The organism is Pedobacter sp. Bi126 (genome assembly GCF_918698245.1).
GTDB lineage: Bacteria > Bacteroidota > Bacteroidia > Sphingobacteriales > Sphingobacteriaceae > Pedobacter.
Window position 1 is genome coordinate 316,430 of the sequence record NZ_CAKKMS010000004.1, and the last position, 23,900, is coordinate 340,329.

Genomic DNA, 23,900 nt, shown 5'->3' on the forward strand with positions numbered 1-23,900 from the left:
TCAAATGAAAAAAATATTACTCTTTTTGTTAGTGGCATTTGGCGGTTTTGCAAACGCACAGTATGTGGTGAATTATAAAAAGGTTGCAGATACTTATTTCGAAAATAAGGATTACTACGCAGCATCTACTTTTTATAAAAAAGCCTTAAAAATTACTGGAGACAGTACCCAGGCCATTTTACCTTACGGTATGGAAAGGAAATCAGCGACTGATGATAAAGTGATAGACGATTATGAAGGATCGATTTATAACCTTGCAGAATCTAGTAGGTTGTATAGGGAATTTAACGAGGCTGAAAAATATTACGCCATAGCGATCACCTTTACCAATACACGTTTTAGAAAGGCGCTATTTTATTATGCAGAAAGCTTAAGGGCAAATAAAAAATTTAACCTGGCTATCGATGCTTTTCAACAGTTCATCCAAAAAAATCCTGGTGATGCTTTAGCTAAAGACGCCCAAAAGGAAATCGAATCGTGCAAATTTGCGATCGAAGAAATGCGTTTTCCACGCATGGTGCAAGTTAAAAAAGTACCTGGTAATGTAAATGGTTTAGGCTCTAATTATGCTCCTGTTAGAATCAACAACGAGTTATATTTTACTTCATCCCGTCCGGTTGCTGTAGGTAGTAAAAAAGACATGGTTAAAACAGGTGCTGGAGAAGTTCAGGTATCAACTAAAAGCAATCCATTCCTAAATAATATTTATACAGCTAAGGGCGAGTTAACTTCGGCTGATATTGCGGTGAGAAAGATTGATATCAGTTTTCCTAAAAACATGGAAGTTGCTGCTGCTACTTTTACTCCTGACGGAAATACAGTGTACTTTACAGCCTGGAAGGATAAAGAAAAATATGCCATTTATTCTTCTAAAAAAACAGGTGATAAATGGGCAGACCCACTACCGGTTGGTTTACAGGTAAACAGTAAAGATTTTAATTCAACTCAACCGTTTGTAACCAGCGATGGTAAATTCCTGCTTTTCTCATCTGATAGAAGCGGTGGTTATGGTAAGTACGATCTTTGGTATTGTACCGTTCGCGAAGACGGATCTTTAGGTCAGGCCGTAAACTTTGGCCCAACCATTAATACAGAAGATGATGAACGGGCACCATACTACAACCCATTAACCAAAAAGTTATTGTTCAGTACCGATGGTAGAATAGGTTTTGGTGGTCTCGATTTCTTTGAATCAGAAGGTGATCTTGTAGATTGGACCAAGCCAAAAAATGCTGGTTACCCATTTAACTCATCAAAAGATGATCTTTACTTCACTGCAACAGATGATAAGGGAACAAAAGGATATATCAGTTCTGATCGCGAGTCATCATGCTGTTTAGAGGTATTTGAAGTGAAAAAAGAATACCTCTCAATTGCAGGTATTTTAACTGACTGTAAAACTAAATTGCCATTAGCAGGGGCAAATGTAACGCTTACCAATGCAGAGGGTGCTCAGAAAATTACAACAGGCACTGATGGTGTATACAAATTTAAAGTAGATTCAAAAAGACCAATCAAATTGCTTTTTGCGAAAGATAATTACTTTGCGGTAACGAAAAACTATGCTTACGAAGAATTGGCAAAAGCAGATACCTTAATTTATAAAGATTACTGTTTAAGCCCTTTCAGAATAGGTATCCCAATGGCGTTGGATAATGTTTATTACGAATTTAACAGTGCCGAATTAACTGAACCTTCTAAAAAAGTGTTAGACTTCCTGATCCCGATTATGGAAGATAACCCTGAAATGGAAATCGAGTTGGGTTCTCATACGGACAATATTGGAACTGATGAGTACAACTTAGATCTATCGAACAGAAGAGCAAAATCTTGTACAGACTATTTAGAAAGTAAAGGAATTGCTGCTGCTAGAATGACTTCTAAAGGTTATGGAGAATCAATGCCGATTGCGCCAAACGAAATCGTAGTGAAACGCAAGAAAAAAGATAATCCCGAAGGAAGAGCAAAAAACAGAAGAACAGAATTTAAAGTAACCAAAAAATAAAATTCAATTAACATTCCGGTAAGCCATCTTCCTAAAGAAGATGGCTTTTTAGTTTATATGAAGTTGGTTGGGGATTTGTAATCTAGATCTATGTGCCCCTGAATTTTTAATGCACTATTAAAGGATTGTGCGTATGGAACTGCAAACTGAAACTGTCAATTGATAACTTTTTAAATTAATCTTTGTAATTTTCGCACACTATTTAAATTCAATGAAGCTTAATATCCAACCAACCGTAATTTTTAGAACACCTAAATTTTCATATCAATCTGAACTGGTAGATTGTTGGGAGGAATTAAAAGCAGCAATTGCAATATCTTCTACAGTATTTTACGAAACCATAAAAGAAGTAAAGGCAAACGAACTAAAAGATCTTCCACCTAAAGTTTATTTTACCATATGGAAATATTTTAACCGTGCGAAATTCCGGTCGACCCCATATGGTACCTTTGCTGGTTTTAGTTTGTTGAGCAATGCCATTAAATCATCGGAAAGCAGAATAGTAGTTGAAGAAACCCAAAAGGTTCGCGAATTGGTTGATTGGCCTTATAAGAATAATATTCAATTGCCATTGGCAGAAGTGCTGCGAAAGAACTGCCTTATATTTAGTAACAGCAGTTATTATTTAACGCCCAACAGTATCCGGTATATAGCTTGTACCGATGGTGTTTTCGAACTTGCTGAGTTAGATCAAGACGATTTTGTAAAGCAAATATTGGCTGCTTGCTTAACACCGATTAGGCTTAACGATCTGGCAAAACAATTAAATTTAAATGATGCTGAAACCGAAAACCTTTTTGCTTTGCTGCAGGATATGCACGATTTACAGCTTGTTTTTACCAACTACGATCCCAATATCATAGGGGATGATTATTTTGAACGTTTAAGGCTCACTGCTACGGCTGAGTTACCAAAATATCTTATCGCTCAACGCACTGCTTTATCGGGTAGTATTAATGAACGTTTGCTTCAGGCTATTCCAGGTTTGATCAATATACTCCATGGTATGATGCCCGCAAAAGATCGTGATGCCCTTAGCCAGTTTCAGATCAGGTTTAAAAAGAAATTCGAAGATCAGGAAGTACCATTATTACTGGCACTAGATCCAGAAATGGGTGTAGGCTACGATGAACTGGAGCAAGCTGGTCAAAACAGCGAATTTATCGCACGCTTCAATACTAAGCCGCCGAAAAAAGCGGAGGCAGAAAATATTAAAACGGCATTAAAAACCTTCCTGACGGAACAAAGCTTCGAAAAAGGTAAAACTGTTTATCTGAACAAACTTACCTTGACACCGAATCAGAAATTGGCAGCCTTACCTAATTCACTTAGCATGGTAATGTCTGTTCATGACGATTTGATTTTTATCGAACAGATAGGTGGAGCAACATCAAATGCATTAAGCGGAAGATTTACAATGGCAGCCGATGATGTAACACAATATGCTAAAGATATTGCGGGCGCAGAACAACAGGCAAACCCTGAGGTTTTATTTTTTGATGTGGCCTATATGGTTGAGGCCAATGTAGATAATATAAACAGACGAAAACTGATTTATGGGCATCAATTATCAATCTTAAATTTTGATACCTCAGCATCGCCACTTGCCTTAAATGATATACAGATTTCAATTCGGGGCACAGAAATCATCCTTCGCTCTAAGCATTTAAATAAACGGCTCGTTCCAAGAATGGCTTCTGCGTACAACTACATCCGCTCAGATCTTTCAGTATTTAGGTTACTGTGCGATTTGCAACATCAAGGCTTACAAACAAATCTTTCCTTTTCACTTGATACTATTTTCCCTGATTTGGATTATTATCCAAGGTTACAATATCAAAATATAGTTTTAAACAGTAATAAATGGAGGATTAAAAAAGAAGTCCTTTTAGGTGCCGATCAAAAGTGGCTATCTGTCGCCAACTGTAGGTCATACTTGAGCAATTTAGGTGTTAGCGAATATTTTAAAGCAGGCATATCCGATCAAACATTATGCTTTGCACTACAAAACGACGATGATATAAATGCTTTTCTGCAATACCTGCAAAAACATGGGAGTACTTACATAGAAGAAATGCTACTGCCTCAAAACAGTATCGTGGTTGATGAAGCAGCTAAACCCTATTTAGCCCAGTTTGTTTTAAGTATAGGTCATGGCGAAAAGATTTATCATGGTGTGGCTAAAACATCCACAAATGCTGAAGTAACGCGATTTTTCCTGCCAGGTAAAGAATGGCTGTATTTCGAAATTTATTGCCACCAGCAACGCGGTGATCAGATTTTGACAGATGTAATTGCGCCGTTCATATCCACTCATACTGATCAGGTTAAATCGTGGTTTTTTATCCGCTACAATGAAAATGGAAACCACATCAGGTTTAGGGTTCAACTTAACAATCTAAGGGATGGGCAGCTGTTAACATCAAAACTTATGGATGAGCTGGAATTGTTTTTAAATTCAGGTTTGGTGTCTGATGTACAGATTAAAACCTATAAGCGAGAGTTAGAGCGTTATGGCAGCAACATGATCGAAGATGTTGAGCAGCATTTTGCTGTAGATAGTGAATTTGTATTATCGCTTTTAGAAACTCAGACTGATGATTTCAACAAATATAAATTGTGTAGTCTTTTAATTTCTAAGATTATCGAATCTAACATTATAGATAAGCTGGCCATCAATAAGATCGTGAGAATAATGTCTGATACCTTTAATGAGGAACATCGATTAGATGCTGCCGATTTTAAACAATTAAACAATCACTACCAGGAGTTTCGTAAAACAGAGTGGATGGCATTAACAACAGCGCAGGAGCAGGAGTTCGATAAGTTTTCAGATTCGTTCATCAAAATTCTTAAACAATGTGCTCCCGAAAATGCACTAAAGCTATTAACTGATTTAATGCATATGCATGTAAACAGACTTTTCAGCAAAGATCAGCGGACACATGAAATGGTTATGTATTATTTTCTGCTAAAAGATATCCAGCGCCAAAATGCAATGAAAGCTTAACGGTTTAACTTGGCTAAGGGGTTAACAACAGTTACATTTATTTCAGTAATATACCGGTTAAGCGGGTCTTTATAATACCTGAATACATAATCATTACCATAAAAATTACTCAGGCGCTTGCTAATATTGTCAATCCCTACATGATGGCTTTCTGTCTGTTTGCCCTTATTATCATTAATCATGTTTATGGTACTGATATTGAGGTTGTCATTTTGGTAAGCAATTTTAATAAGGGCCTGTTGAGTAGAGTGTGAAACATTTCCATGCTTAAATATGTTTTCTACCAAAGTTAATAAGATAAGCGGTGGAAATCTTAACCCGAACATATCGCCCGTTACCTCAAGTTCCAGATTAATTGTGTTAGCCGTTCGGAGTTTATGAAGATTGATCAAGTGTTCAATTTGCTCAATTTCTTCACTTAATGGAACCATCTCTGATGCTTCAGGACGTTTTAAGGCATAACGCATCATTTCGGCCAGATTCATAATTGCATCTGCAGCCATAGGTGCCTTTTTGCGGGCGTCGTTATAAATAAAGTTTAAAGTATTAAATAGAAAGTGTGGATTGATCTGACTCCGCAGATAATTATTCTGCGATTGCACGAGATCGTTCTCTAATGCCTGTTTCTCTATCTGGGTGACCAGGTTTTGGCGTTCCAATGCTTCTACTTTCTTCTGATCCTGAAATGATTTGATAATATAAACATAGCCAGTAGCATAACCTATAAATAATAATGCCCTGTATATACCTGATAATATAAAACTACGACCAATAAAGTCCCAATTTTCACTTTCTATTATCCCAATTTTTCCAAATAACATTACAAGTAAATAACTTACAATAATATAAGCTGTTAACATGAATAATATTAGTAACGATATTTTTAAGAATCTGAAGGCTCCATTCTTGTTATTTAACACTTTTTTTAACAAAAATGAATGAGAATAGAAAGCAGATATATTAGTGATATATATAAGCAGATAGATACCGGCCGGTCTAAATTGTTTAGAAGTGTAACCTAAAATAAATACTTCATATATGATGTAAATACTCCAGATAAGTAAATGAAGTTTATATTTTTTATATAATATTTTGAGGGTTGAAAAAGTCATTTTTTCGCTTTAAATCTATTGAAATAGGGTTTTTGTCTCCTAAAATTGGGGTTTTGTGTAAAAAAGTAGTTGTGGTTAATTTTACGCTGCATCTTTACAGAAATTAATAACAACAATAAATAACTATTAAATATATAATATCATGAAAGCACAACACACTACTAAACTTGCAAAAAAAACTGTTTTTGTTTATAAAAATGTTAAAGGTCAAAACAACTTTACTACTAACACTACAGGTGATCAAAGCCACACAGTAGTAATGACTAGCTGGATTGTAGACCTTTAGTTTATTGATTTCGATTAGATTTTAACAAACTGCTCTGTACATAGGCGAAGAAAGCTTCTTTATAACCTTCGCCAATTTGGATCATCTCGTTATTTACCAAACGGATTATATTTCCATCTACTTTTTTAATTGCCGCTTTAGCAACAATGTTCGATTTATTAACACGGATAAATGCGTGGTTTTCTAAGGCCTTTTCAATTTCCTTGAGTGTAAGGTAGGTAGTGTGGGTTTCAGATTTAGTAATAATCTGTATATAATTCTGTAGCGCTTTGATGTAAAGTATTTCATCAATGGCAATGTTAGAAAAGGCATATTTATGGTCGCCTTTAATATAAAGGGCAGCCACCTGATCGGCTTCTTTCGTAGTAACCTTGGTATTATTTGCTTCCTTTTTTAAAATCCTATCAATTCCTAGTGCAAATTTTGCAAAGGAAATAGGTTTTAATAAGTACTGATCTGATTGTACATCAAATGCCTGCAGGGCATAATCAGGATGTGCAGTAGTGAAAATCAAATATTTTGCTTTTTCTCTGATATTTTTAGCCAGTTCCAATCCATTGATTCCTGGCATATCAATATCCATAAACAATAAATCAATTTCGTCCTCAATACTGATCTCAGTAAGTGCTTGGACAGGGCTGGTAAAAGTTTTAAAAACTGTTAAACCAGGCATTTCTGCAATGTGGTCAGTTAACACTTCAATTGCATGTTGCTCGTCGTCTATAACAACGCATTTTAGATTCATGAGTATAAATATGTATGTTTTATTTGATTTGACTGCAAGTTAAATAAAAATGAATTGAATTAACAAATGCGCCAAAAAAACTTATTCCAGTTTTCGTGTAAAAAAACATGGGTTTCGTGTAATATTCTGGGTGGTTGATGTAAAAAAATTATCCAGGCCCCTTCTTTTTATAATCTTTATACTGTTTGCCAAAAACAAAATAATTAGCAGTGAAAACTACTAATTGTGAAAAACATCTGCCTGCCCAATCTTGTGTAGCCTGTAGATAATAAAATTAAAAACAGGCCATACAATACTGGGTTAAAGATTTATTAAAACCAAAAAACAAAAATACCGAAAGCAAAAGAAACATTCCCCTACATCTACCAAGCCTCCACATGAAACACAACGAATACGAGTATTTACTTAATAAAATCTACTACAAGGGGATTCTAAAAAATCAAGGAATCAACGCAGATATGTACCAGAGAATGCAAAATGAATATAGCAATCTTGATGGACAAAACCTTGTTAAGGGCCAATTAGATGGCGAATACGCATTCAGAAAATCTTTTCTGGTTGTACGTAATTATGTTCAGCAGGCGATAAAAGATGGTATGAAAAATTTTCAGTTTACCATGCGCGCTACTGATATCAATAAATTGACTTATATGATCGATATGTTGAACAGAAATTTTTTTGATAAACAAAGTTTGGATCAAATTATTATCACTGCAAACTCGGTATTTAACCAATACAATTTAAAAAACTAACTACCTATAATAGATAACATCATGGAATTGAAAGACGAAATCGGGCAGTTTGCCGTAAGAATTAAGAAAATGCTTCCACAAGTTCAATCTGAGGATTTAACCAGGAATGCGTTAGTTATGCCTTTTATCCAAATTTTAGGATTTGATCCTTCTGAGGTTCAATCTGAAGCTGTTCTAGACTTCGGGGTTAAAAAAAGTAAAAAAGTTGATTACACCATTATGAAAGATGGCGAACCAACAATTTTGGTGGAATGTAAACACCATGCTGAAAATTTAGATATCCATGATTCACGCTTATCTAAATATTTCCGTAAAACAAAAGCTAAATATGGTTTATTAACCAATGGTTTGGTATACCGCTTTTATACAGAGAAAATGGTGAGATCAAAGAAAAATCAAGAGCCATTGTTCGAATTTAAAATAACCGATACTAAAGCGGCCACGATTGCCAAAATGATCGAAGACCATAAAGATTACTTCAACGTAGATCAAAAGCAGGCACCAATAGCAAGCTAAACAATATTAATTTTAATCTAAGAGTTCCCGAAAATTCTTGCCTAAAAGTTCCGATCTAGTCGGGACTTTTTTTGTGGACTTGGCCTAAAAACAAAAGGGCGAAATCTAATCGATTTCGCCCTTTAAACTATAACAGGATTTCCTGATTAAATTAATTCTACACTTCTGCTTACAAAAGCTGTTAATTCTGCACCAGTTAACATACCCTGTGCTAAAAGTGCTAAATCTACCGCTTGTTTAGCCAGGTTGCGCTGCTCTTCTCCTTCAGTTTTTAAAATTTTACTTACCAATTTATGGTTTCCATTAATGGCAACCTTATAGTTGTCTGGCATCTGGCCATAAAAGCCCATTCCACCACCCATTGCAGCCATGTCTTTCATCCTGCGCATAAATTCATCCATGGTAATGGTAACTGGTAATTCTTCAGGGTGTAAAGCCACAATTTCTACATGCATACCTGGTTTGGTAATGGCTTTTTCAAAAATAGCAGTAACTTCTTTTACCTGTTCTTCGGTTAAAACATGCTCGTTCTGCTCATCTTTCTCGATTAACTTATCTGCAACACTCGAGTCAACACGTTTGATTGATGTTTTCTCTAGTTTTTGCTCCAATTGATTAATAAAGTGATTGTCGATCGGCGAATCCAATACTAAAACATCGTAATCTTTTTTATTGGCCGATTGGATAAATGCATCTTGTTTAGCAGCATCATTGGTATATAAATAAACCACTGTGCCGTTTTTATCGGTCTGTAATGCGGTTACCTTCTCCTTATACTCAGGAAGTGTGAAAAGCTCATTTTTAGTGTTTCCAACTAAAGCAAAATCTTTGGCTTTATCATAAAACTTCTCTTCACTGATCATCCCGTATTTTACAAAAAGACCAATATCTTTCCATTTATCTTCGTAAGCTTTACGGTCTTTAGCAAATAACTCCCCTAATTTATCAGCAACCTTTTTAGTAATATAGTTATTGATCTTTTTAACATTGCTGTCGGCCTGTAAGAAACTACGCGATACATTCAACGGAATGTCTGGAGAGTCGATTACACCATGCAATAACATCAAAAACTCAGGAACAATATCTTTAACCTCATCGGTAATAAATACCTGGCGGGAGTATAATTTAATTTTGTTGCGCTGCATTTCGAAATCGTTTTTCAATTTAGGGAAATACAATACGCCTGTTAAATTAAAAGGATAATCAACATTTAAGTGGATCCAGAATAATGGTTCTTCACTAAATGGATATAATTCGCGGTAAAAGCTTAAATAATCCTCGTCTGACAAATCTGCAGGAGCTTTTGTCCAGATCGGGTTGGTGGTGTTGATAATGTTATCAACTTCAACATCATTATACTTCGCTTTACCTTCTTCATCTACGCCATCTTCAACCGATTCTGTTTTAGTACCAAACTTAATTGGAACAGGTAAAAATTTAGCGTATTTATCAAGAATTTCCTGCAGTTTACTTTCTTCTAAAAACTCTTCCGAATCTTTGTTTACATGGAGGATAATATCGGTACCACGTGTAGTTTTAGTGCCTTCAGTAATTTCAAATTCTGTACTGCCATCGCAAACCCAACGTGCAGGTTCAGCGCCATCCTGGTATGATAAAGTTTGAATCTCAACTAAATCTGCAACCATAAAGGCTGAGTAGAAACCTAAACCGAATTTACCGATGATTTCATTGGCATCTTTAGCATCTTTAAATTTCTCTACAAACTCACTTGCGCCAGAAAATGCAACCTGGTTAATGTATTTTTTAATCTCTTCGGCAGTCATCCCCAAACCGTTATCACTAATGGTAATGGTTTTTGCATCCTTATCAACCGCAACTTGCACCAGTGGTTGACCAACTTCGCCATTAAACTGACCTAATGAACCTAGTCTTTTAATTTTCTGGACTGCATCTACTGCGTTAGAAACCAACTCACGAAGAAAAATTTCGTTATCAGAGTATAAAAACTTCTTAATTATCGGGAAAATATTCTCGGTATGTATGGAGATATTTCCTTTTTCTTGTATGCTCATATGTAAATAAATTGTTTAATCTATATCCTGCATAACAAGGGTTGTTCCAAAAGAATTTGTTTGCCAAAATGACAGCCGCGCGAGTCGTCATTGCGAAGCCAATTTCTGATTCCGTAGTCTGTGTCTCACGGGCCACTAGTTGTTTTTATTATTGCACAGTTAAATAATGATTCGGAAAGCAAAGCCAGTATTTCAATCAATGTTAGTCCCGCTGTACCTGCTGCCCCGATGAAAACCTGTGAAACAAGCAAGCACACAATAGCATAATAAAAAAGCAGTGTTTAATCGGGGGCATTCGTGCCATCGGGTTTAGATGAGATCGGGCTGTGCCAGTAGGAGGGGTTTCCACTCATAGCGCCTATTCCGCGCCTTTGTTTGATTCCGTGGTCTGTGTCTCCACAGACCACTATCGGAAGTTGGACAATTATGCCTCTTCTCCGTAAGCCAGCTCAAGATCAATAAACTGAATAATCAGTGCGCAAATATTGCCATCAATGTCAAAACCATAATAAACAGGGTAGGTACCATCACCAAAGCCACTTTGAAAAAATGGGATATGATATTTAGTTCTGGGTATTGTCCAGTTGATCCAATCGCCTTCTTCACGTTGGTAGTCAGGGTTTTCAGCATAATTACCTGCAAAAAGTGCAGCGAAGTAATCATCATACAGATTTTTACCGGGATTCTCCTTATTAAACGTGTCTTGAAATGCACAGAAATGGTTTAACGTTTCTTTATCCAGTACACAAGCTAGTCCTGCATCCACATTAAAACCAAAAAATTCTCCTTCGTTAAAATCAACAAGGTCTTCTGTGCCTATTAGTGCCTCTTCAAAGCGTATAGCATCATAAGCTGTAAATTGCACTTTGACGGCAGCATATCTGGCACAATCTTCACCATCGGGAACAACTACAGCTGCAGTTACCGGAAATTCGCCTCTAGGGACCTTAATTAAATACGGTTCAGCATCTTTTTGAACATATACAAGTGGATCTCTGACCAGTATTTCTCCTGTTGGAATAGAAACACTTCCCAGTTCTAGGTGATCTATTTTTTTACCAGCTACTGAGGTTTCCTCAAAATAATCATTCAAATTGTTGGGGCAGGCTAATAAAGCACGTTTCTCGTTCCAGGTTTTTAACCATTCATTGCTTGGTATCATGGTATTTAAAATTTGTTCGCTAGGAAGATAAATTTTATTCTTTTAAATAAAAAAGCCAAGACGATTTGAAAATCCTCTTGGCTAAATATTTTAATGTTGGATTAACTTAATTTAAAAGAAAACTTGGTTTATCTTCTTCCAGTGAAAGAATTTTACTGATCTTTTTAAGCAATACATCCATTTGGAATGGTTTTGACAAGAAATCGTCCTGACCGTAGTTTAAGGTTGTAAAATCTTTTGGATCGTATAAACCAGAAATCAGTAAAATTGGAATTTTCGAGGTACTTTCAATTGATTTTAACTGCTCGCAGAGCACACGCCCATCGATATGCCCAAGAGAAATATCCAGTAAGATTAAATCAGGGCTAAATTTTTCGATTCTGTTAAAAATTTCTTCACCATCATTTAGTGCCGAAACTTTAAATCCTCCGATTTCCAGTATTAATTGTATGGTTTCTAAAACCTCAATATCATCGTCTACTACCAGTATTCTCTTCATATGTGTTAGCATTTATATGCCGCTAAAAATATAACAAAAGTTTATGTTGTTATGTTTACAATCTTAAGGATATTTTAACAATAAATTTATAGTAGATAAAAATTAGACATCGATTTTAACTCGCTTGTTGTACGATGCCTTCTTTATTTAAGATAAAATTAAATAACTCTTCAATGGGCTTCTGTAGTATTTTCCCAGGCTCAATGCCATTTTCTAATAACACCGAAATTAATGTTTCCTGATAATAATAAGCTATGGAACCTACAAAATGGCATGGAACGTTTTTATGTTTTGGATAATCTTTAACATTCGTATCTACGAATTCCTGAAAGCCAGTTCTTAAAATATCCTGAATAAATGGATGGTCTGTATGGCTGGCCATGAAACGGCTAAAACCTGCTAAATAGATGTTAGGGAAAGGTTTTTGATATACGTTGGTAATAATTTGTTCCTTTTCTGCTGGGAAAGATTTTTTAAATTCTGCCGCTAAGTTGGATGGCATTTTATTGTACATGTAGCTTAAAAGCACTTTTTTTCCAAAGAAAGTACCGGAACCTTCATCGCCAAGTACATAACCTAAGCCATGGTGGCCATCATGGATTTTTTTTCCATCGAAATAACAAATGTTCGATCCGGTGCCCAAAATACAGTTTAAGCCTTCGGCATTTCCGCAGGTAGCATATACCGAACCCAGAAGATCGTGATCTACTGAAATAAAAGCATTACCAAACACAGCTGATAAGCCATTTGAGACTACTTCATGTTTGTCTGGTGAAGAACAACCCGCTCCAAAAAAGTAGATTTCTTTCACCTCACTCGCATATTGTAATAAGGGTTCATTTTTAGAAATCAGCTTGGTAATTTCTTGCTCACTTAAGAAATAAGGGTTTATTCCAGGAGTGCTAAATTTAATGGTTTCGCCATTATGATAGCCCATCCAATCGGTTTTTGATGAGCCACTATCTGCAACAAGTATCATGGGACTAAATATAAAAATTAATTAGATAAATTTATATTTCCACTGATTTCTTTCAGTGTTGTTTCAGCAATTTTGGCTTGATATTGCATTTCGATGAAACGGTTCTGTGCATCTATCGCATTTCGTTGTGCTTCTCTTAACTCTAAAGGGGCTATGCTGCCTAAACGGTATTTTGCTAAAGTAATATCTAAGTTTTCTTTTGCAATATCTACATTTCGTTGCTCTAATTTAATCAGATCAAGGTAAGTGCTGTAATTTTGATAAGCGGTAAGCAACTGCGCGTTTACATCAAGCTTGGTTTTGTTTAAATTCAGGATAGAATTGTCGATCTCGATCTTTGCATTGCGTTCTTGCTGGCGTTGTAAAAAGCCGTTAAATAAGTTAAGGCTTGCCGTAACACCATAAGTAAGCCCGTTTGCAGCAAACTTTTGGTTAAAGCCCGTCGGGCTGGTGCTGTTTGCCCTGCTGTATCCAGAGTTTAAACTGATAGATGGATATCTTGCCCCACGTACAGATTTTAAGGTCAAGGAAGCTATCCGCTGATTGATGAAGGCGTTTTGTACATTCGGGTTCTGCTGCTCGGCCATTTCGGCCATTTTGCTAAAGAGGATACCTTTGTCTACATCAATGTTATTAATAACAGAAAACGATGTGCCTATATCTCTAACCATCAATTGGTTTAATCGAACTTTAGCCACCTGTAAGGCATTTTTCGTCTGTAGGTAATTTGAGGTATCGGTATTATAATCAACCTGTGCGGTTAATACATCCAGTTTAGAACCGCGGCCAAGCTGCAGTTTTGTTTTGGCAATATTGGTGCGTAATACTGAAACATCCATAGCACTATCAGCTGCTATAACCAATTGCTGCTGTCTTACAATATCATAATAGGCTGTAATTACATCCGCTACAGTAGTTAAAATGGTTAGGCGTGCGTTTAATTCACCTTGTTTTTGCAGTTCTTTTAAGCGATCGTAATTGGCGAACATGCTAAAACCATCAAAAATGGTCCAGTTTAAATCGGCTCCATAACTGTTATTAGTACTTTTTGCTCCTGTAATTACCCGATCAGGACCAGTTGCAGGGGTTTGTCTGGTGTTCTGGATACTTCCACCATTGGTATAACTTCCGGTTAAATTGGGCAACATACCAGCATTGCCGATATTGGCATTGTTCTTTGCTATATCGACCTGGTTTTTATTGATTTTAATGTCGTAATTATTCTGTAAAGCAATGGTAATGGCTTCCTGCAGGCTCAGCTGCTCTTGTGCAAAGCCCGAAAGGGATAAGCTTAGTAGTAGGGTAAATATTTTTAATTTCTTGCTCATCTTATTCTTCTATGTGTAAAGCTTCTTGTTCAAAACGATGGGCTTCTTTCAATTCTTTATTCGGTTTGTATGGTTTAGCCCAATAAGAGTAAATAGCAGGGATTACAAATAAGGTTAAAACCAAAGAGAATAAGGTACCACCAACAATTACGGTTCCCATACTCATTCTACTTTTTGCAGCAGCTCCTAAAGCCAATGCAATAGGCAGTGCACCAATGGCAATGGCCAAACTTGTCATTAAAATTGGACGCAAACGCGAAACAGCAGCCTCCCGTATGGCTTCGGGGATTGGAATGCCTTTTTCTTTTAACTGGTTAGCAAATTCAACAATTAAAATACCATTTTTAGTTACCAGACCAATAAGCATAATGGTCCCGATCTGGCTAAAGATATTCCAGCTTTGGCCACATAACCATAGCGATAAAAATGCACCCGCAACGGCCATAGGTACGGTTAAAATGATAATAATCGGATCTTTAAAGCTCTCAAACTGTGCCGAAAGAATTAAATAAACGAGTAACAGTGCCAAACCGAATGCAAAGAAGGTATTTGAAGAACTTTCTTTAAAATCCCGCGATTCTCCACTTAAATCAGTAGAGAAAGTTTCATCCAATACTTTTTTAGAAATGGCATCCATGGCATCAATACCTTCACCAATACTTTTTCCGGGTGCTAACCCTGCCGAAACAGTTGCTGCGATAAAACGGTTGTTCCTGTACAGTTGTGGTGGACTACTTTCTTCTTTAGCAGTAACTACATTGTCGAGCTGAACCAATTCGCCCTTATCATTACGTACATAAACCGAGCTCAAATCTAATGGATCTTTCCGGTCTCCACGATCGAACTGGCCAATTACCTGATATTGTTTTCCATTCATAAAGAAATATGAAAACCTTTGGCCACTTAAACCTAAATTTAAGGTTTGGGCAATAGCAGATATGGAAACGCCTAAATTTTTGGCTTTATCCCTATCGATGGTTAAATTAATTTCTGGCTTGTTAAATTTTAGGTTCACATCCGAAACGGTGAATGTTGGATCTTTCGATACCGCATCCATAAACAAAGGGATTTTCTCCCTTAATTTTTCGAAATTTTGTGCCTGGATGATATAACTGATCGGTAAACCCCCACGGCGACCAACGGAGATGGTAGGTTGCTGATTTACAATGGTTTTGCCCTCAGTGTATTTCTTTGTAATGCGGGTAAGCATATCGGCAATGTCTTTTTGCGAACGCTTACGATCTTCGGGATCAGTTAAACCCATCCTTACAAAACCAGAGTTTACCGAGCCTGAACCACCAAAACCTGGCGAGGTAATGGTTATGTTCACATTTTTTTCAGGTACAGAATCCAGAACCAATTGGTTCAATTTCATAATAAACTTATCGGTATAGGTAAAAGATGCACCCTCTGGAGTAGTCGCATTAATGTTTATCGCACTTCTATCATCATATGGAGCGGTTTCTTTTGGTAAAATCTTCCAGAATAAGAAAATTAAGCCCATACAAACCAAAATGATTGGAACGGATAGCCATCTTTTATCCAAAAATTTATTCAGGTTCGATTCGTAGGCATCATTTAATTTTACAAAATAGGGTTCGGTCCAATTGTAAAACCTGGATGGTTTATGTCCGCCTTTTTTCATCAGGTAGGCATTTAACATTGGTGTTAAAGTAAGCGATACAAAGGCCGAGACGAGTACTGCTGCACCGATTACCACCCCGAACTCTCTAAACAAGCGGCCAACAAACCCCTGTAAGAAAATTACCGGTAAGAATACAGCTGCAAGGGTAATGGAGATCGAAATTACGGCAAAAAAGATTTCATTTGATCCTTTAATGGCTGCCTCGAAAGGCGACATCCCTTCTTCAACCTTTTTAAAGATATTTTCGGTAACCACAATACCATCATCTACCACCAATCCCGTAGCGAGTACAATGGCCAGCAAACTCAATACGTTGATTGAAAATCCGAAGGCGTACATGATAAAGAAAGTGAAAATCAACGATACCGGAATATCGATCAATGGTCTGAAAGCAATAGCCCAATCTCTAAAGAAAAGGTAAATGATCAAAATTACAAGTACCAATGATAAACCAATGGTCTCGGCAACTTCGGTTACCGATCGTTTGATGAATAGTGTATTGTCTAATGCAACTTTCAGCTTAATGTCTTGAGGGATATCGGCTTTTAGCTTATCAAAACGCTTGTAAAATTCTTTACTGATATCGAGATAATTGGCTCCTGGCTGAGGGATAATGGCTATGGCCACCATCGGTCTGCCCGATTCGCGTAAAATGGTTTCTTCGTTTTCAGGCCCTAAAACTGCATAACCTACGTCTTTTAATTTGATTACCTGGTTGCTATCTGTTTTCAGGATCAAGTTGTTAAACTCGCTTTCGTTAGTCAGTTTTCCTAAAGTTTTAACCGTTAGCTCGGTAGTAGCTCCGGTAATTTTTCCTGATGGAAGCTCTACGTTTTCATTATCTAAAGCGGTAACAATATCTTGTGAAGTTAAACCGTAAGCACTTAGTTTATTCGGGTCCATCCAAATACGCATGGCGTATTTCCGTTGCCCCTGGATCTGTACGCTACTTACACCCGGAATGGTTTGGATACGATCAGCGATTACGTTTTCAGCGAAATCACTTAACTCCAGTGTATTGCGTTTATCGCTCTGGATCGTCATCGATAAAATCGGGTCAGAATTTGCATCGGCCTTACTTACTACCGGTAAACCGTCAATATCTTTTGGTAAGGTACGGGCCGCCTGCGATACCTTGTCACGTACATCATTTGCGGCTTCTTCTATATTTTTATCGAGGTTAAACTCTATGGTAATATTGCTTGTTCCCTGGTTGCTTGATGAAGAAATATTTCGGATGCCATCAATTGAGTTGATCGATTTTTCTAAAGGTTCGGTAATTTGCGATTCGATAATATCTGAGTTGGCACCAGGATAGGAAGTCCTTACCGAAACCACCGTTGGGTCGATAGATGGGTACTCGCGCACACCTAAAAAGGTATAGCCGATTATCCCGAAAAGGACAATCAATAAGTTCATCACAATGGCCAAAACCGGCCTTTTTATACTCGTGGTTGAAATACTCATTATTGATTGTATTTATTTTTTTTATGCTCGTTGTTCATTCTAAAACAATATATTTTGGCTTCTTTTGGTAAACCGGTGTTAGCTACAGTTAGCCTGTTTTGTACCTCAATAGCCGCACTATCTATATTTTTATCCATGTTAAATTCAACGATAATGTTGCCAGCACCTTTTTGGGATGAAGTTAATATTTTATGGATATTGCTGATTTTTGAAATTTCTTTTTGCAAAGGGTCTAAAATTTTCATTACTGTAGCCGAATCTGCCTCAGCATACGATACATGTACCTGCATCACTGCACGCTCTTTAGGGCTTTGCTTACAGCTAACCAGGCCAAAAACCATATTTGCGACGGCAATAAAGGCTACTTTTTTGATACCCGTGGTTGAGATACTCATAATTGTTTAACTAAATGAACTTTTACCGGGGCATCTTTCTTTAATGCCATCGATCCGGTTGTCAAAACCGTATCGCCAGCTTTTAATCCTGAGGTAATTACAATATTTTCATCGGTACGTGTACCTGCTTCTACTTTAACCTCTTGTGCTTTTCCATCTTTTTGGATATAAACAATCTTACCTTTTAAAACAGGAATAACTGCTTCGTTAGGGATAAGAATAGCATTTTGAAGGGTGTTTAAAGCCAGTTTAATTTTGGCGAACGAGCCGGGTAATAACAGATTATCGGCATTTGGAGCCAGAGCCCTGATCTGTAATGTTCTGGTTGCAGCGTTAATTCCAGGTTCAATGGCATAAACCTTTCCTTTGTTTTCTTTAGGAGAACCATCAGTAGTAAAGGTAATTTCCGAATTCAGTTTAATCTGTCCGGCATATTTTTCAGGAACAGAAAATGTAATTTTAACCGGGTTCGTGCTTACCAAATTGGCAATTACGGTGGCTGGTGTTAAATATGTTCCTGCAGAAATATTACGTAAACCCACTCTGCCAGTAAAAGGTGCACGGATAGTCGTTTTTGCCAGTTGTGCCCTGATTAATTGTGCCTGCGCCTGTAACGATTTTAAATCGGCTAGTGCTGTATCATATTCTTCCTGACTGATTGCACCTTTGGCCAAAAGCTGTTTTGCCCGGTTTTCATTTGTTCCGGAAAGTTTTTGTTTGGTTAGTGCATCCTGCAATTGGGCCTGTATATCTCTGTCGTTTACTTTAACCAGTACACTTCCTTTCGATACCGTTGTACCTTCTTGAAAATAGATACCGGTAACCAATCCTGATACTTCACTTTTTAATACAACAGATTCGTTTGCATCAATGGCACCGGTTACCTCCAGGTCATTATCAAAGGATACCGGCTTTACGATGATCCCATCAACTACCAATGGTGCAGAAGCGCCCCCTTTACCACCAGCTTTACCTTTTCCTGCCCCGGCAGATGGCCCGCCTTTCCCTTCGAGTTTTTTATTTGCGTTAATTCTGTAATAGACCAAATAAGCCAAGCCTATAGCTAAAACAGCATAGATAATATACCTTTTCTTCATGTTTCTTTTTGTGTCGTGCGTATTCCGAACATTAAAATAAGATTAATATTCTAGAATTAGAGCGTAAAAATATTCAAATAGTTTAGTCCTAAATTTGTTGTATTAAGGATGTTACAGCCTTTCGGTTTGGAGTTGGCAGTTTTCAGTTTGGAGTAAATCTGGCTGAGAATACAATATAATGAGCCTTTATATCCCTAAACTAAGTTAGAGAAGAGAAAGTCAATTGATTTCTAGGGTTAGATTGGCTAAAAAAATATCACCCATTAACCATGAACGAATCTGAGGGAAACAACTATTTTACATCGCCGCTGGCTTTTTCTTTCAAAACCCCGCCAATAAATCTAAATTTGCAGCAAAACACAGTCAATATCAATATGTTTAACAAAAAATCAATTTTAAGTTTAGTTTTACTACTAACGTGTATTATGGCAGCGAAGGCGCAGGTAAAAATAGGCTTTGAGGTTTCTTTTAAAGAACCACAGGCACACTATGCTGAAGTTCAGATGAATATTTCTGGCTTGGCAAAAGATTATGTAGATGTAAAAATGCCTGTTTGGACACCTGGTTCTTACTTGGTTCGTGAGTTTGAAAAAAGTGTAGAAGAATTTAAGGCTACTGCAGCAGGTAAAGCCGTAAAAGTTGAAAAAGTAAGGAAAAACACCTGGAGAATTTTCTCAGCCAAGGCTGCCAATATCCAGATCAACTACCGTGTTTATGCATTCGAAATCTCGGTGCGTACACCTTTTATCGACGAATCCCACGCTTTCTTATCTCCAACAGGGATTTTTATGCATCCTGATGGCATGATCAAATCGCCAAACACTGTAAAAATTATTCCTTTTAATACCTGGAGTAAAGTTTCTACTGGTTTAACACCTGTTGCTGGAGCGCAATTCACCTATAAAGCTACCGATTTTGATATTCTTTACGATAGCCCTATTGAAGTGGGTAATCAGGATATTTTCGAATTTACAGCTGCTGGTGTTCGCCATGAAGTAGCCATGTACGGCGGTGGTAATTACGATAAAGAGAAACTGAAAGTAGATATGGCTAAAATTGTAGAAAAAGAAACTGCAGTTTATGGCGAAAACCCTAATAAATATTACCTCTTCATTGTTCATAATTTCTTGAAAGGTGGAGGAGGTTTAGAGCATTTAAACTCTACCACTTTAGGCGCTACAAGAAATGCCTACAATACTGCCGAAGGTTATAAAGGCTTTTTAGGCCTGGTTGCACATGAGTATCACCATCTTTGGAATGTTAAGCGCCTACGCCCGGTAGCATTAGGCCCTTTTGATTATGACAACGAAAATTACACCACAAACCTTTGGGTAGCTGAAGGATTTACATCGTATTACGAAAATAAATATTTGCACAGAGCAGGTTTTACAGATGTAAACGAATTTTTGAATGATCTGGCCAGCGGTGTTGGTACAGTATTAAATACCCCTGGTGCTAAATATCAGTCAGCTGCTTCATCTAGTTATGATGCATGGATTATTGGCTACCGTCCGAATGAGAATTCAAAAAACAATTCCATCTCTTACTACAATAAAGGAGAAGTGATCGGTATTTTGATGGATCTCGAAATCATTAACGCTACCAAAGGTGCTAAAAGTTTAGATGATGTAATGAAAGCCATGTATTTGCAGTGCAAAACTTTAAAACGCGGCTATACCGATGCAGAGTTTAAAGCAATGGTTGAAAAGATATCAGGAATTAGCTTTACTAACTTTTGGGCAAAGTATGTTAATGGTGTAGATGATGTAGACTATGTAAAATATTTCGCATATGCCGGTGTTGATGTTTCTACAGAAAATGCAACGCCTGGTAAACCGGTTAGTGGTGCAGCAGTTCAGTTGGCTACTAAAGGTTTAGAAGTAACTTCGGTTACCAGAAACTCAGCAGCTTGGGTAAGTGGTTTAAATGTTAACGATGTAATTGTACTGATTGATGGCTCATCATTAAGTGATGTACTGAAAAATGTGAAGTTAAAAGAACCGAAATTTTCTTTAGATATTTTACCCATCATTACCGATAAAAAAATTGGCGATCAGCTAACGGTTAAAGTAATCCGCGATGGACTTGAAAAAGAAATTTCTTTAAGCTTGAAAGAAAATCCAAATGTACGTTTAAAAGCAACCGTAAACGAAAATGCAACACCAGCTCAAAAAGCAGTGTTAAAAAAATGGACAGGCGTTTAGTCAGTTCACAGTTAAAAGTTTTCAATTTTCAGTTCAATAAAAAATCCCGTAAGAATTCATCTTACGGGATTTTTTATGCCTTTACACTTTTGCTTTAGGCTTTCATCTTTAGGCTTTGGACTTTTAGCTTTAGTCTTTCAACGCTCAGCGCCAAACGCCCTCCGCTTAAAAAGTATATCTAAAACCTAGGCCAAATCTTCCAGCGTTAAAATCGCTATCGTTGTCGCCAATGTAAAGTCTTGGTCTCCAGTCTAAAGCCAATGCCAATGGTGCGCCAGAGAATTTATAATCTAAACCAACCATCGGAACCAGGTAAAAACTAGAACCACCATCATACAATTGAATCGACGGACCACCACCTAAATACCAGTCTAAACCTTTTGCACCAGGGATAGATGAATTGTATTGAAGAAATCCCTGAATAATAGTAGAGTTTCCACCAAATAAAACTTCACCTTGAAGTGCAGCTTTAGGGCTGAAGTGATGTCTAACTGAAGGACCAACCAGTGTAGCGCCATCACCAAAGTCAATACCTAAACCTAGTCCGGTTTTATAGTTTTGGGCTTTAACGTTTGTTGTAGTAAGGGCAAACAATGCAATGCATCCTAAAATTGTAAATAACTTTTTCATAATTTAAATGTTTTGTAAATAATTATCTGCCTAACAACTTTAATGCCGTTTCTGTTTTTTTGGTAAAAATCCATCAGGATAAAAAACAATGCTTGCATAGTAATTTTGTAATCACTAAGTTTATTTAAATATTTTTTACGAAAAGTAAATACAGCGTTTTATTAACTACGAGGTATTATTTTTATTAAAAAGGCATATAGATGTTAATCTTTATGTTTGATTTTTTAACTTAACCAAATAATAAACAATTCATATGGCGGCAGAAATTAAACGGGTTTTTGATCTTTTGAAATATAGCCTCGAAAATCCAAAGCAAGAATTCATCAGCGGAAAAATTAACGGAAAATGGATAAATTATAGTACAGCCGATTTTTGTACAGCCGTAGATAACCTAAGCCGCGGATTAATTAAACAAGGCATAGGCAAAGGAGGCAGGGTTGCTGTAATGTCGCATAACCGACCTGAGTGGAATATTGCCGATTTCGCAGCCAACCAGATCGGTGCCTATCAGATTCCTTTATATCCAACCCTGGCCGAGCACGATATCCAGTTTATCTTAAAAGATGCAGAAATCGCCATTATATTTGTAGCCGACGAAGATTTGTATAAAAAAATTAAACCTTGTGCCGATGCAATTAACCCAGCCATTAAGATTTATAGTTTTAAAGAAATTACAGAAACCGAAAACTGGAATACATTAATTGAATTGGGCAAAGCGAGTACAGATATTGATTTAGAAGAATATCGCGCTACAGTTGCCCCCGAGGATGTATTAACCCTAATTTATACATCCGGCACTACAGGTACGCCAAAAGGTGTAATGCTAACGCATCATAACTTGGTGGCAAATTTTGTTAACTCGGCTGTGGTGATACCCGAAGGCGTTAAAAAAGGGTTAAGCTTTTTGCCACTTTCGCATATTTTCGAGCGGATGATCATTTATCTATATCTATTTAATTATACAGGAGTTTATTATGCCGAAAGCATGGAAACCATTGTTGCTGATATTCAGCATGTAAAACCCAATGTATTCTCTACCGTTCCAAGGCTTCTCGAAAAAGTGTACGATAAGATAATGGAAAAGGGAAAAGCATTAACAGGGATTAAAAAAGGAATTTTCTTCTGGTCGGTAGCTTTAGCCGAAAAGTATACAATTGATGCGGGGGGCTGGTATAATTTCAAGCTTGGGATAGCCCGTAAACTGGTTTTCAAAAAATGGCAGGAAGCTTTAGGGGGCGAAATCGTAGTGATTGTATCAGGCGGAGCAGCGCTAAATCCGCGTTTGGCCAGAATTTTCTGGGCCGCGGGTATGCCTGTTTTTGAAGGATACGGACTAACCGAAACTTCACCCGTAATTACCGTTAACCATTTCGGAGGAACCATGTTCGGCACCGTTGGTGAAGTAATTAAAGGTGTGGAAGTTAAAATAGCACAGGATGGCGAAGTTTTAACTCGTGGGCACCAGGTAATGAAAGGTTATTACAACCGACCTGATTTAACAGATGAGGCGGTAGATAATGAGGGATGGTTCCATACCGGAGATATTGGAGAACTGGTTGATGGTCGCTTTTTAAAAATTACCGACCGTAAAAAAGAAATGTTTAAAACAGCAGGCGGTAAATACGTTGCCCCACAAATGCTGGAGAATAAATATAAAGAATCAATTTTTATCGAACAGATTATGGTTTTAGGCGAAAATCGAAAGTTCCCTTCTGCACTGATTGTTCCAAATTTCGAAACCTTAAAAACCTGGGCTGGAAGAAAAGGCATTACTTTTACCTCGAACGAAGAGATTATTAAAAACGAACAGGTACTCACTAAATATAACGAGGTTATCGAAGCGGCAAATGTAGGTTTTGGTAAATGGGAACAGGTAAAAAGATTTGCGCTGTTACCAAAAGAGTGGAGCATAGATGGCGGTGAGCTTACCCCAAAATTAAGTTTGAAAAGAAAAGTGATTACCGAGAAAAATAATCAGGTAATCGAAAAAATATATAAAGATGCGGAAGGTTATAAACCATAGAAAGATTTCCAA

18 protein-coding genes are annotated in these 23,900 nt (G+C 37.1%); 7 read left to right on the forward strand and 11 right to left on the reverse strand.

Going from position 1 to position 23,900, the window contains the following annotated elements:
- Positions 1-4: 4 nt before the first annotated feature.
- Positions 5-2,005 (forward strand): OmpA family protein, encoded by a 2,001-nt coding sequence (locus LQ201_RS16200; protein WP_230144486.1) that lies wholly within the window; start codon positions 5-7, stop codon positions 2,003-2,005.
- Positions 2,006-2,216: 211 nt separating this feature from the next.
- Complete coding sequence (locus LQ201_RS16205) at positions 2,217-5,015, forward strand: lantibiotic dehydratase (RefSeq protein ID WP_230144487.1); 2,799 nt, start codon at positions 2,217-2,219, stop codon at positions 5,013-5,015.
- Here LQ201_RS16205 and LQ201_RS16210 read toward each other — a convergent pair.
- The gene (locus tag LQ201_RS16210; RefSeq protein ID WP_230144488.1) at positions 5,012-5,875 is read right to left on the reverse strand and encodes a sensor histidine kinase; all 864 of its coding nucleotides are present in this window, start codon (positions 5,873-5,875) and stop codon (positions 5,012-5,014) included. The two genes, LQ201_RS16205 and LQ201_RS16210, sit on opposite strands and share 4 nt — an antisense overlap.
- Before the next feature lie 394 nt (positions 5,876-6,269).
- Between LQ201_RS16210 and LQ201_RS16215 the strand changes: the two genes are divergently transcribed.
- Positions 6,270-6,413: a hypothetical protein gene (locus LQ201_RS16215; protein ID WP_230144489.1), complete on the forward strand. Its 144-nt coding sequence runs from the start codon at positions 6,270-6,272 to the stop codon at positions 6,411-6,413.
- Between the two features lies 1 nt (position 6,414).
- On the opposite strand, the gene LQ201_RS16220 is transcribed toward LQ201_RS16215, so the two are convergent.
- Positions 6,415-7,158: a LytTR family DNA-binding domain-containing protein gene (locus tag LQ201_RS16220; RefSeq protein WP_108198032.1), complete on the reverse strand. Its 744-nt coding sequence runs from the start codon at positions 7,156-7,158 to the stop codon at positions 6,415-6,417.
- 377 nt (positions 7,159-7,535) lie between these two features.
- Here LQ201_RS16220 and LQ201_RS16225 point away from each other — a divergent pair, with 377 nt between their 5' ends.
- Positions 7,536-7,910 carry a hypothetical protein gene (locus tag LQ201_RS16225; protein WP_215130574.1) on the forward strand — a complete coding sequence of 125 codons (375 nt, stop codon included), beginning with the start codon at positions 7,536-7,538 and terminating at the stop codon, positions 7,908-7,910.
- 21 nt (positions 7,911-7,931) lie between these two features.
- A complete protein-coding gene (locus LQ201_RS16230) occupies positions 7,932-8,426 on the forward strand; it encodes a type I restriction enzyme HsdR N-terminal domain-containing protein (protein WP_057933126.1) in 495 nt (164 codons plus the stop codon).
- A 146-nt stretch (positions 8,427-8,572) separates the two neighbouring features.
- On the opposite strand, the gene htpG is transcribed toward LQ201_RS16230, so the two are convergent.
- From htpG to LQ201_RS16270, 8 genes are all read right to left on the reverse strand, one after another.
- On the reverse strand, positions 8,573-10,459 hold the full coding sequence (gene htpG / locus LQ201_RS16235; RefSeq protein ID WP_230144490.1) for a molecular chaperone HtpG: 1,887 nt from the start codon (positions 10,457-10,459) through the stop codon (positions 8,573-8,575).
- 424 nt (positions 10,460-10,883) lie between these two features.
- Complete coding sequence (locus LQ201_RS16240; protein ID WP_230144491.1) at positions 10,884-11,621, reverse strand: DUF4241 domain-containing protein; 738 nt, start codon at positions 11,619-11,621, stop codon at positions 10,884-10,886.
- Between the two features lie 106 nt (positions 11,622-11,727).
- The gene (locus LQ201_RS16245) at positions 11,728-12,120 is read right to left on the reverse strand and encodes a PleD family two-component system response regulator (RefSeq protein ID WP_230144492.1); all 393 of its coding nucleotides are present in this window, start codon (positions 12,118-12,120) and stop codon (positions 11,728-11,730) included.
- Positions 12,121-12,235: 115 nt separating this feature from the next.
- Positions 12,236-13,099, reverse strand: coding sequence for an N-acetylglucosamine kinase (locus tag LQ201_RS16250; RefSeq protein ID WP_230144493.1), 864 nt, complete (start codon positions 13,097-13,099; stop codon positions 12,236-12,238).
- Positions 13,100-13,116: 17 nt separating this feature from the next.
- Positions 13,117-14,427 carry a TolC family protein gene (locus LQ201_RS16255; RefSeq protein ID WP_230144494.1) on the reverse strand — a complete coding sequence of 437 codons (1,311 nt, stop codon included), beginning with the start codon at positions 14,425-14,427 and terminating at the stop codon, positions 13,117-13,119.
- A gap of 1 nt (position 14,428) precedes the next feature.
- Entirely contained in the window at positions 14,429-17,539 is a 3,111-nt protein-coding gene (locus LQ201_RS16260) for an efflux RND transporter permease subunit (RefSeq protein WP_230144495.1), read from the reverse strand.
- On the reverse strand, positions 17,539-17,934 hold the full coding sequence (locus tag LQ201_RS16265) for an efflux RND transporter permease subunit (protein WP_230144496.1): 396 nt from the start codon (positions 17,932-17,934) through the stop codon (positions 17,539-17,541). The genes LQ201_RS16260 and LQ201_RS16265 overlap by 1 nt, the downstream gene beginning before the upstream one ends.
- Positions 17,931-19,031: an efflux RND transporter periplasmic adaptor subunit gene (locus tag LQ201_RS16270; RefSeq protein ID WP_230144497.1), complete on the reverse strand. Its 1,101-nt coding sequence runs from the start codon at positions 19,029-19,031 to the stop codon at positions 17,931-17,933. Before LQ201_RS16270 ends, LQ201_RS16265 begins: the two co-directional genes overlap by 4 nt.
- Before the next feature lie 269 nt (positions 19,032-19,300).
- On the opposite strand from LQ201_RS16270, the gene LQ201_RS16275 reads away from it, so the two are divergent.
- Positions 19,301-21,235 (forward strand): M61 family metallopeptidase, encoded by a 1,935-nt coding sequence (locus LQ201_RS16275; RefSeq protein ID WP_371823052.1) that lies wholly within the window; start codon positions 19,301-19,303, stop codon positions 21,233-21,235.
- Positions 21,236-21,400: 165 nt separating this feature from the next.
- Here the strand turns inward: LQ201_RS16275 and LQ201_RS16280 are convergent, their stop codons facing one another.
- Positions 21,401-21,865 (reverse strand): hypothetical protein, encoded by a 465-nt coding sequence (locus tag LQ201_RS16280; RefSeq protein WP_057933119.1) that lies wholly within the window; start codon positions 21,863-21,865, stop codon positions 21,401-21,403.
- 253 nt (positions 21,866-22,118) lie between these two features.
- Here LQ201_RS16280 and LQ201_RS16285 point away from each other — a divergent pair, with 253 nt between their 5' ends.
- Positions 22,119-23,888 carry a long-chain fatty acid--CoA ligase gene (locus LQ201_RS16285; RefSeq protein ID WP_230144498.1) on the forward strand — a complete coding sequence of 590 codons (1,770 nt, stop codon included), beginning with the start codon at positions 22,119-22,121 and terminating at the stop codon, positions 23,886-23,888.
- Positions 23,889-23,900: the final 12 nt, after the last annotated feature.

What these genes read in the sequence shown, in the direction of transcription:
- LQ201_RS16200 (WP_230144486.1), top strand. Translation starts at nt 5, where the DNA reads ATGAAAAAAATATTACTCTTTTTGTTAGTGGCATTTGGCGGTTTTGCA.
- LQ201_RS16205 (WP_230144487.1), top strand. Translation starts at nt 2,217, where the DNA reads ATGAAGCTTAATATCCAACCAACCGTAATTTTTAGAACACCTAAATTT.
- LQ201_RS16210 (WP_230144488.1), bottom strand. Translation starts at nt 5,875, where the DNA reads ATGTTAACAGCTTATATTATTGTAAGTTATTTACTTGTAATGTTATTT.
- LQ201_RS16215 (WP_230144489.1), top strand. Translation starts at nt 6,270, where the DNA reads ATGAAAGCACAACACACTACTAAACTTGCAAAAAAAACTGTTTTTGTT.
- LQ201_RS16220 (WP_108198032.1), bottom strand. Translation starts at nt 7,158, where the DNA reads ATGAATCTAAAATGCGTTGTTATAGACGACGAGCAACATGCAATTGAA.
- LQ201_RS16225 (WP_215130574.1), top strand. Translation starts at nt 7,536, where the DNA reads ATGAAACACAACGAATACGAGTATTTACTTAATAAAATCTACTACAAG.
- LQ201_RS16230 (WP_057933126.1), top strand. Translation starts at nt 7,932, where the DNA reads ATGGAATTGAAAGACGAAATCGGGCAGTTTGCCGTAAGAATTAAGAAA.
- htpG (WP_230144490.1), bottom strand. Translation starts at nt 10,459, where the DNA reads ATGAGCATACAAGAAAAAGGAAATATCTCCATACATACCGAGAATATT.
- LQ201_RS16240 (WP_230144491.1), bottom strand. Translation starts at nt 11,621, where the DNA reads ATGATACCAAGCAATGAATGGTTAAAAACCTGGAACGAGAAACGTGCT.
- LQ201_RS16245 (WP_230144492.1), bottom strand. Translation starts at nt 12,120, where the DNA reads ATGAAGAGAATACTGGTAGTAGACGATGATATTGAGGTTTTAGAAACC.
- LQ201_RS16250 (WP_230144493.1), bottom strand. Translation starts at nt 13,099, where the DNA reads ATGATACTTGTTGCAGATAGTGGCTCATCAAAAACCGATTGGATGGGC.
- LQ201_RS16255 (WP_230144494.1), bottom strand. Translation starts at nt 14,427, where the DNA reads ATGAGCAAGAAATTAAAAATATTTACCCTACTACTAAGCTTATCCCTT.
- LQ201_RS16260 (WP_230144495.1), bottom strand. Translation starts at nt 17,539, where the DNA reads ATGAGTATTTCAACCACGAGTATAAAAAGGCCGGTTTTGGCCATTGTG.
- LQ201_RS16265 (WP_230144496.1), bottom strand. Translation starts at nt 17,934, where the DNA reads ATGAGTATCTCAACCACGGGTATCAAAAAAGTAGCCTTTATTGCCGTC.
- LQ201_RS16270 (WP_230144497.1), bottom strand. Translation starts at nt 19,031, where the DNA reads ATGAAGAAAAGGTATATTATCTATGCTGTTTTAGCTATAGGCTTGGCT.
- LQ201_RS16275 (WP_371823052.1), top strand. Translation starts at nt 19,301, where the DNA reads ATGAACGAATCTGAGGGAAACAACTATTTTACATCGCCGCTGGCTTTT.
- LQ201_RS16280 (WP_057933119.1), bottom strand. Translation starts at nt 21,865, where the DNA reads ATGAAAAAGTTATTTACAATTTTAGGATGCATTGCATTGTTTGCCCTT.
- LQ201_RS16285 (WP_230144498.1), top strand. Translation starts at nt 22,119, where the DNA reads ATGGCGGCAGAAATTAAACGGGTTTTTGATCTTTTGAAATATAGCCTC.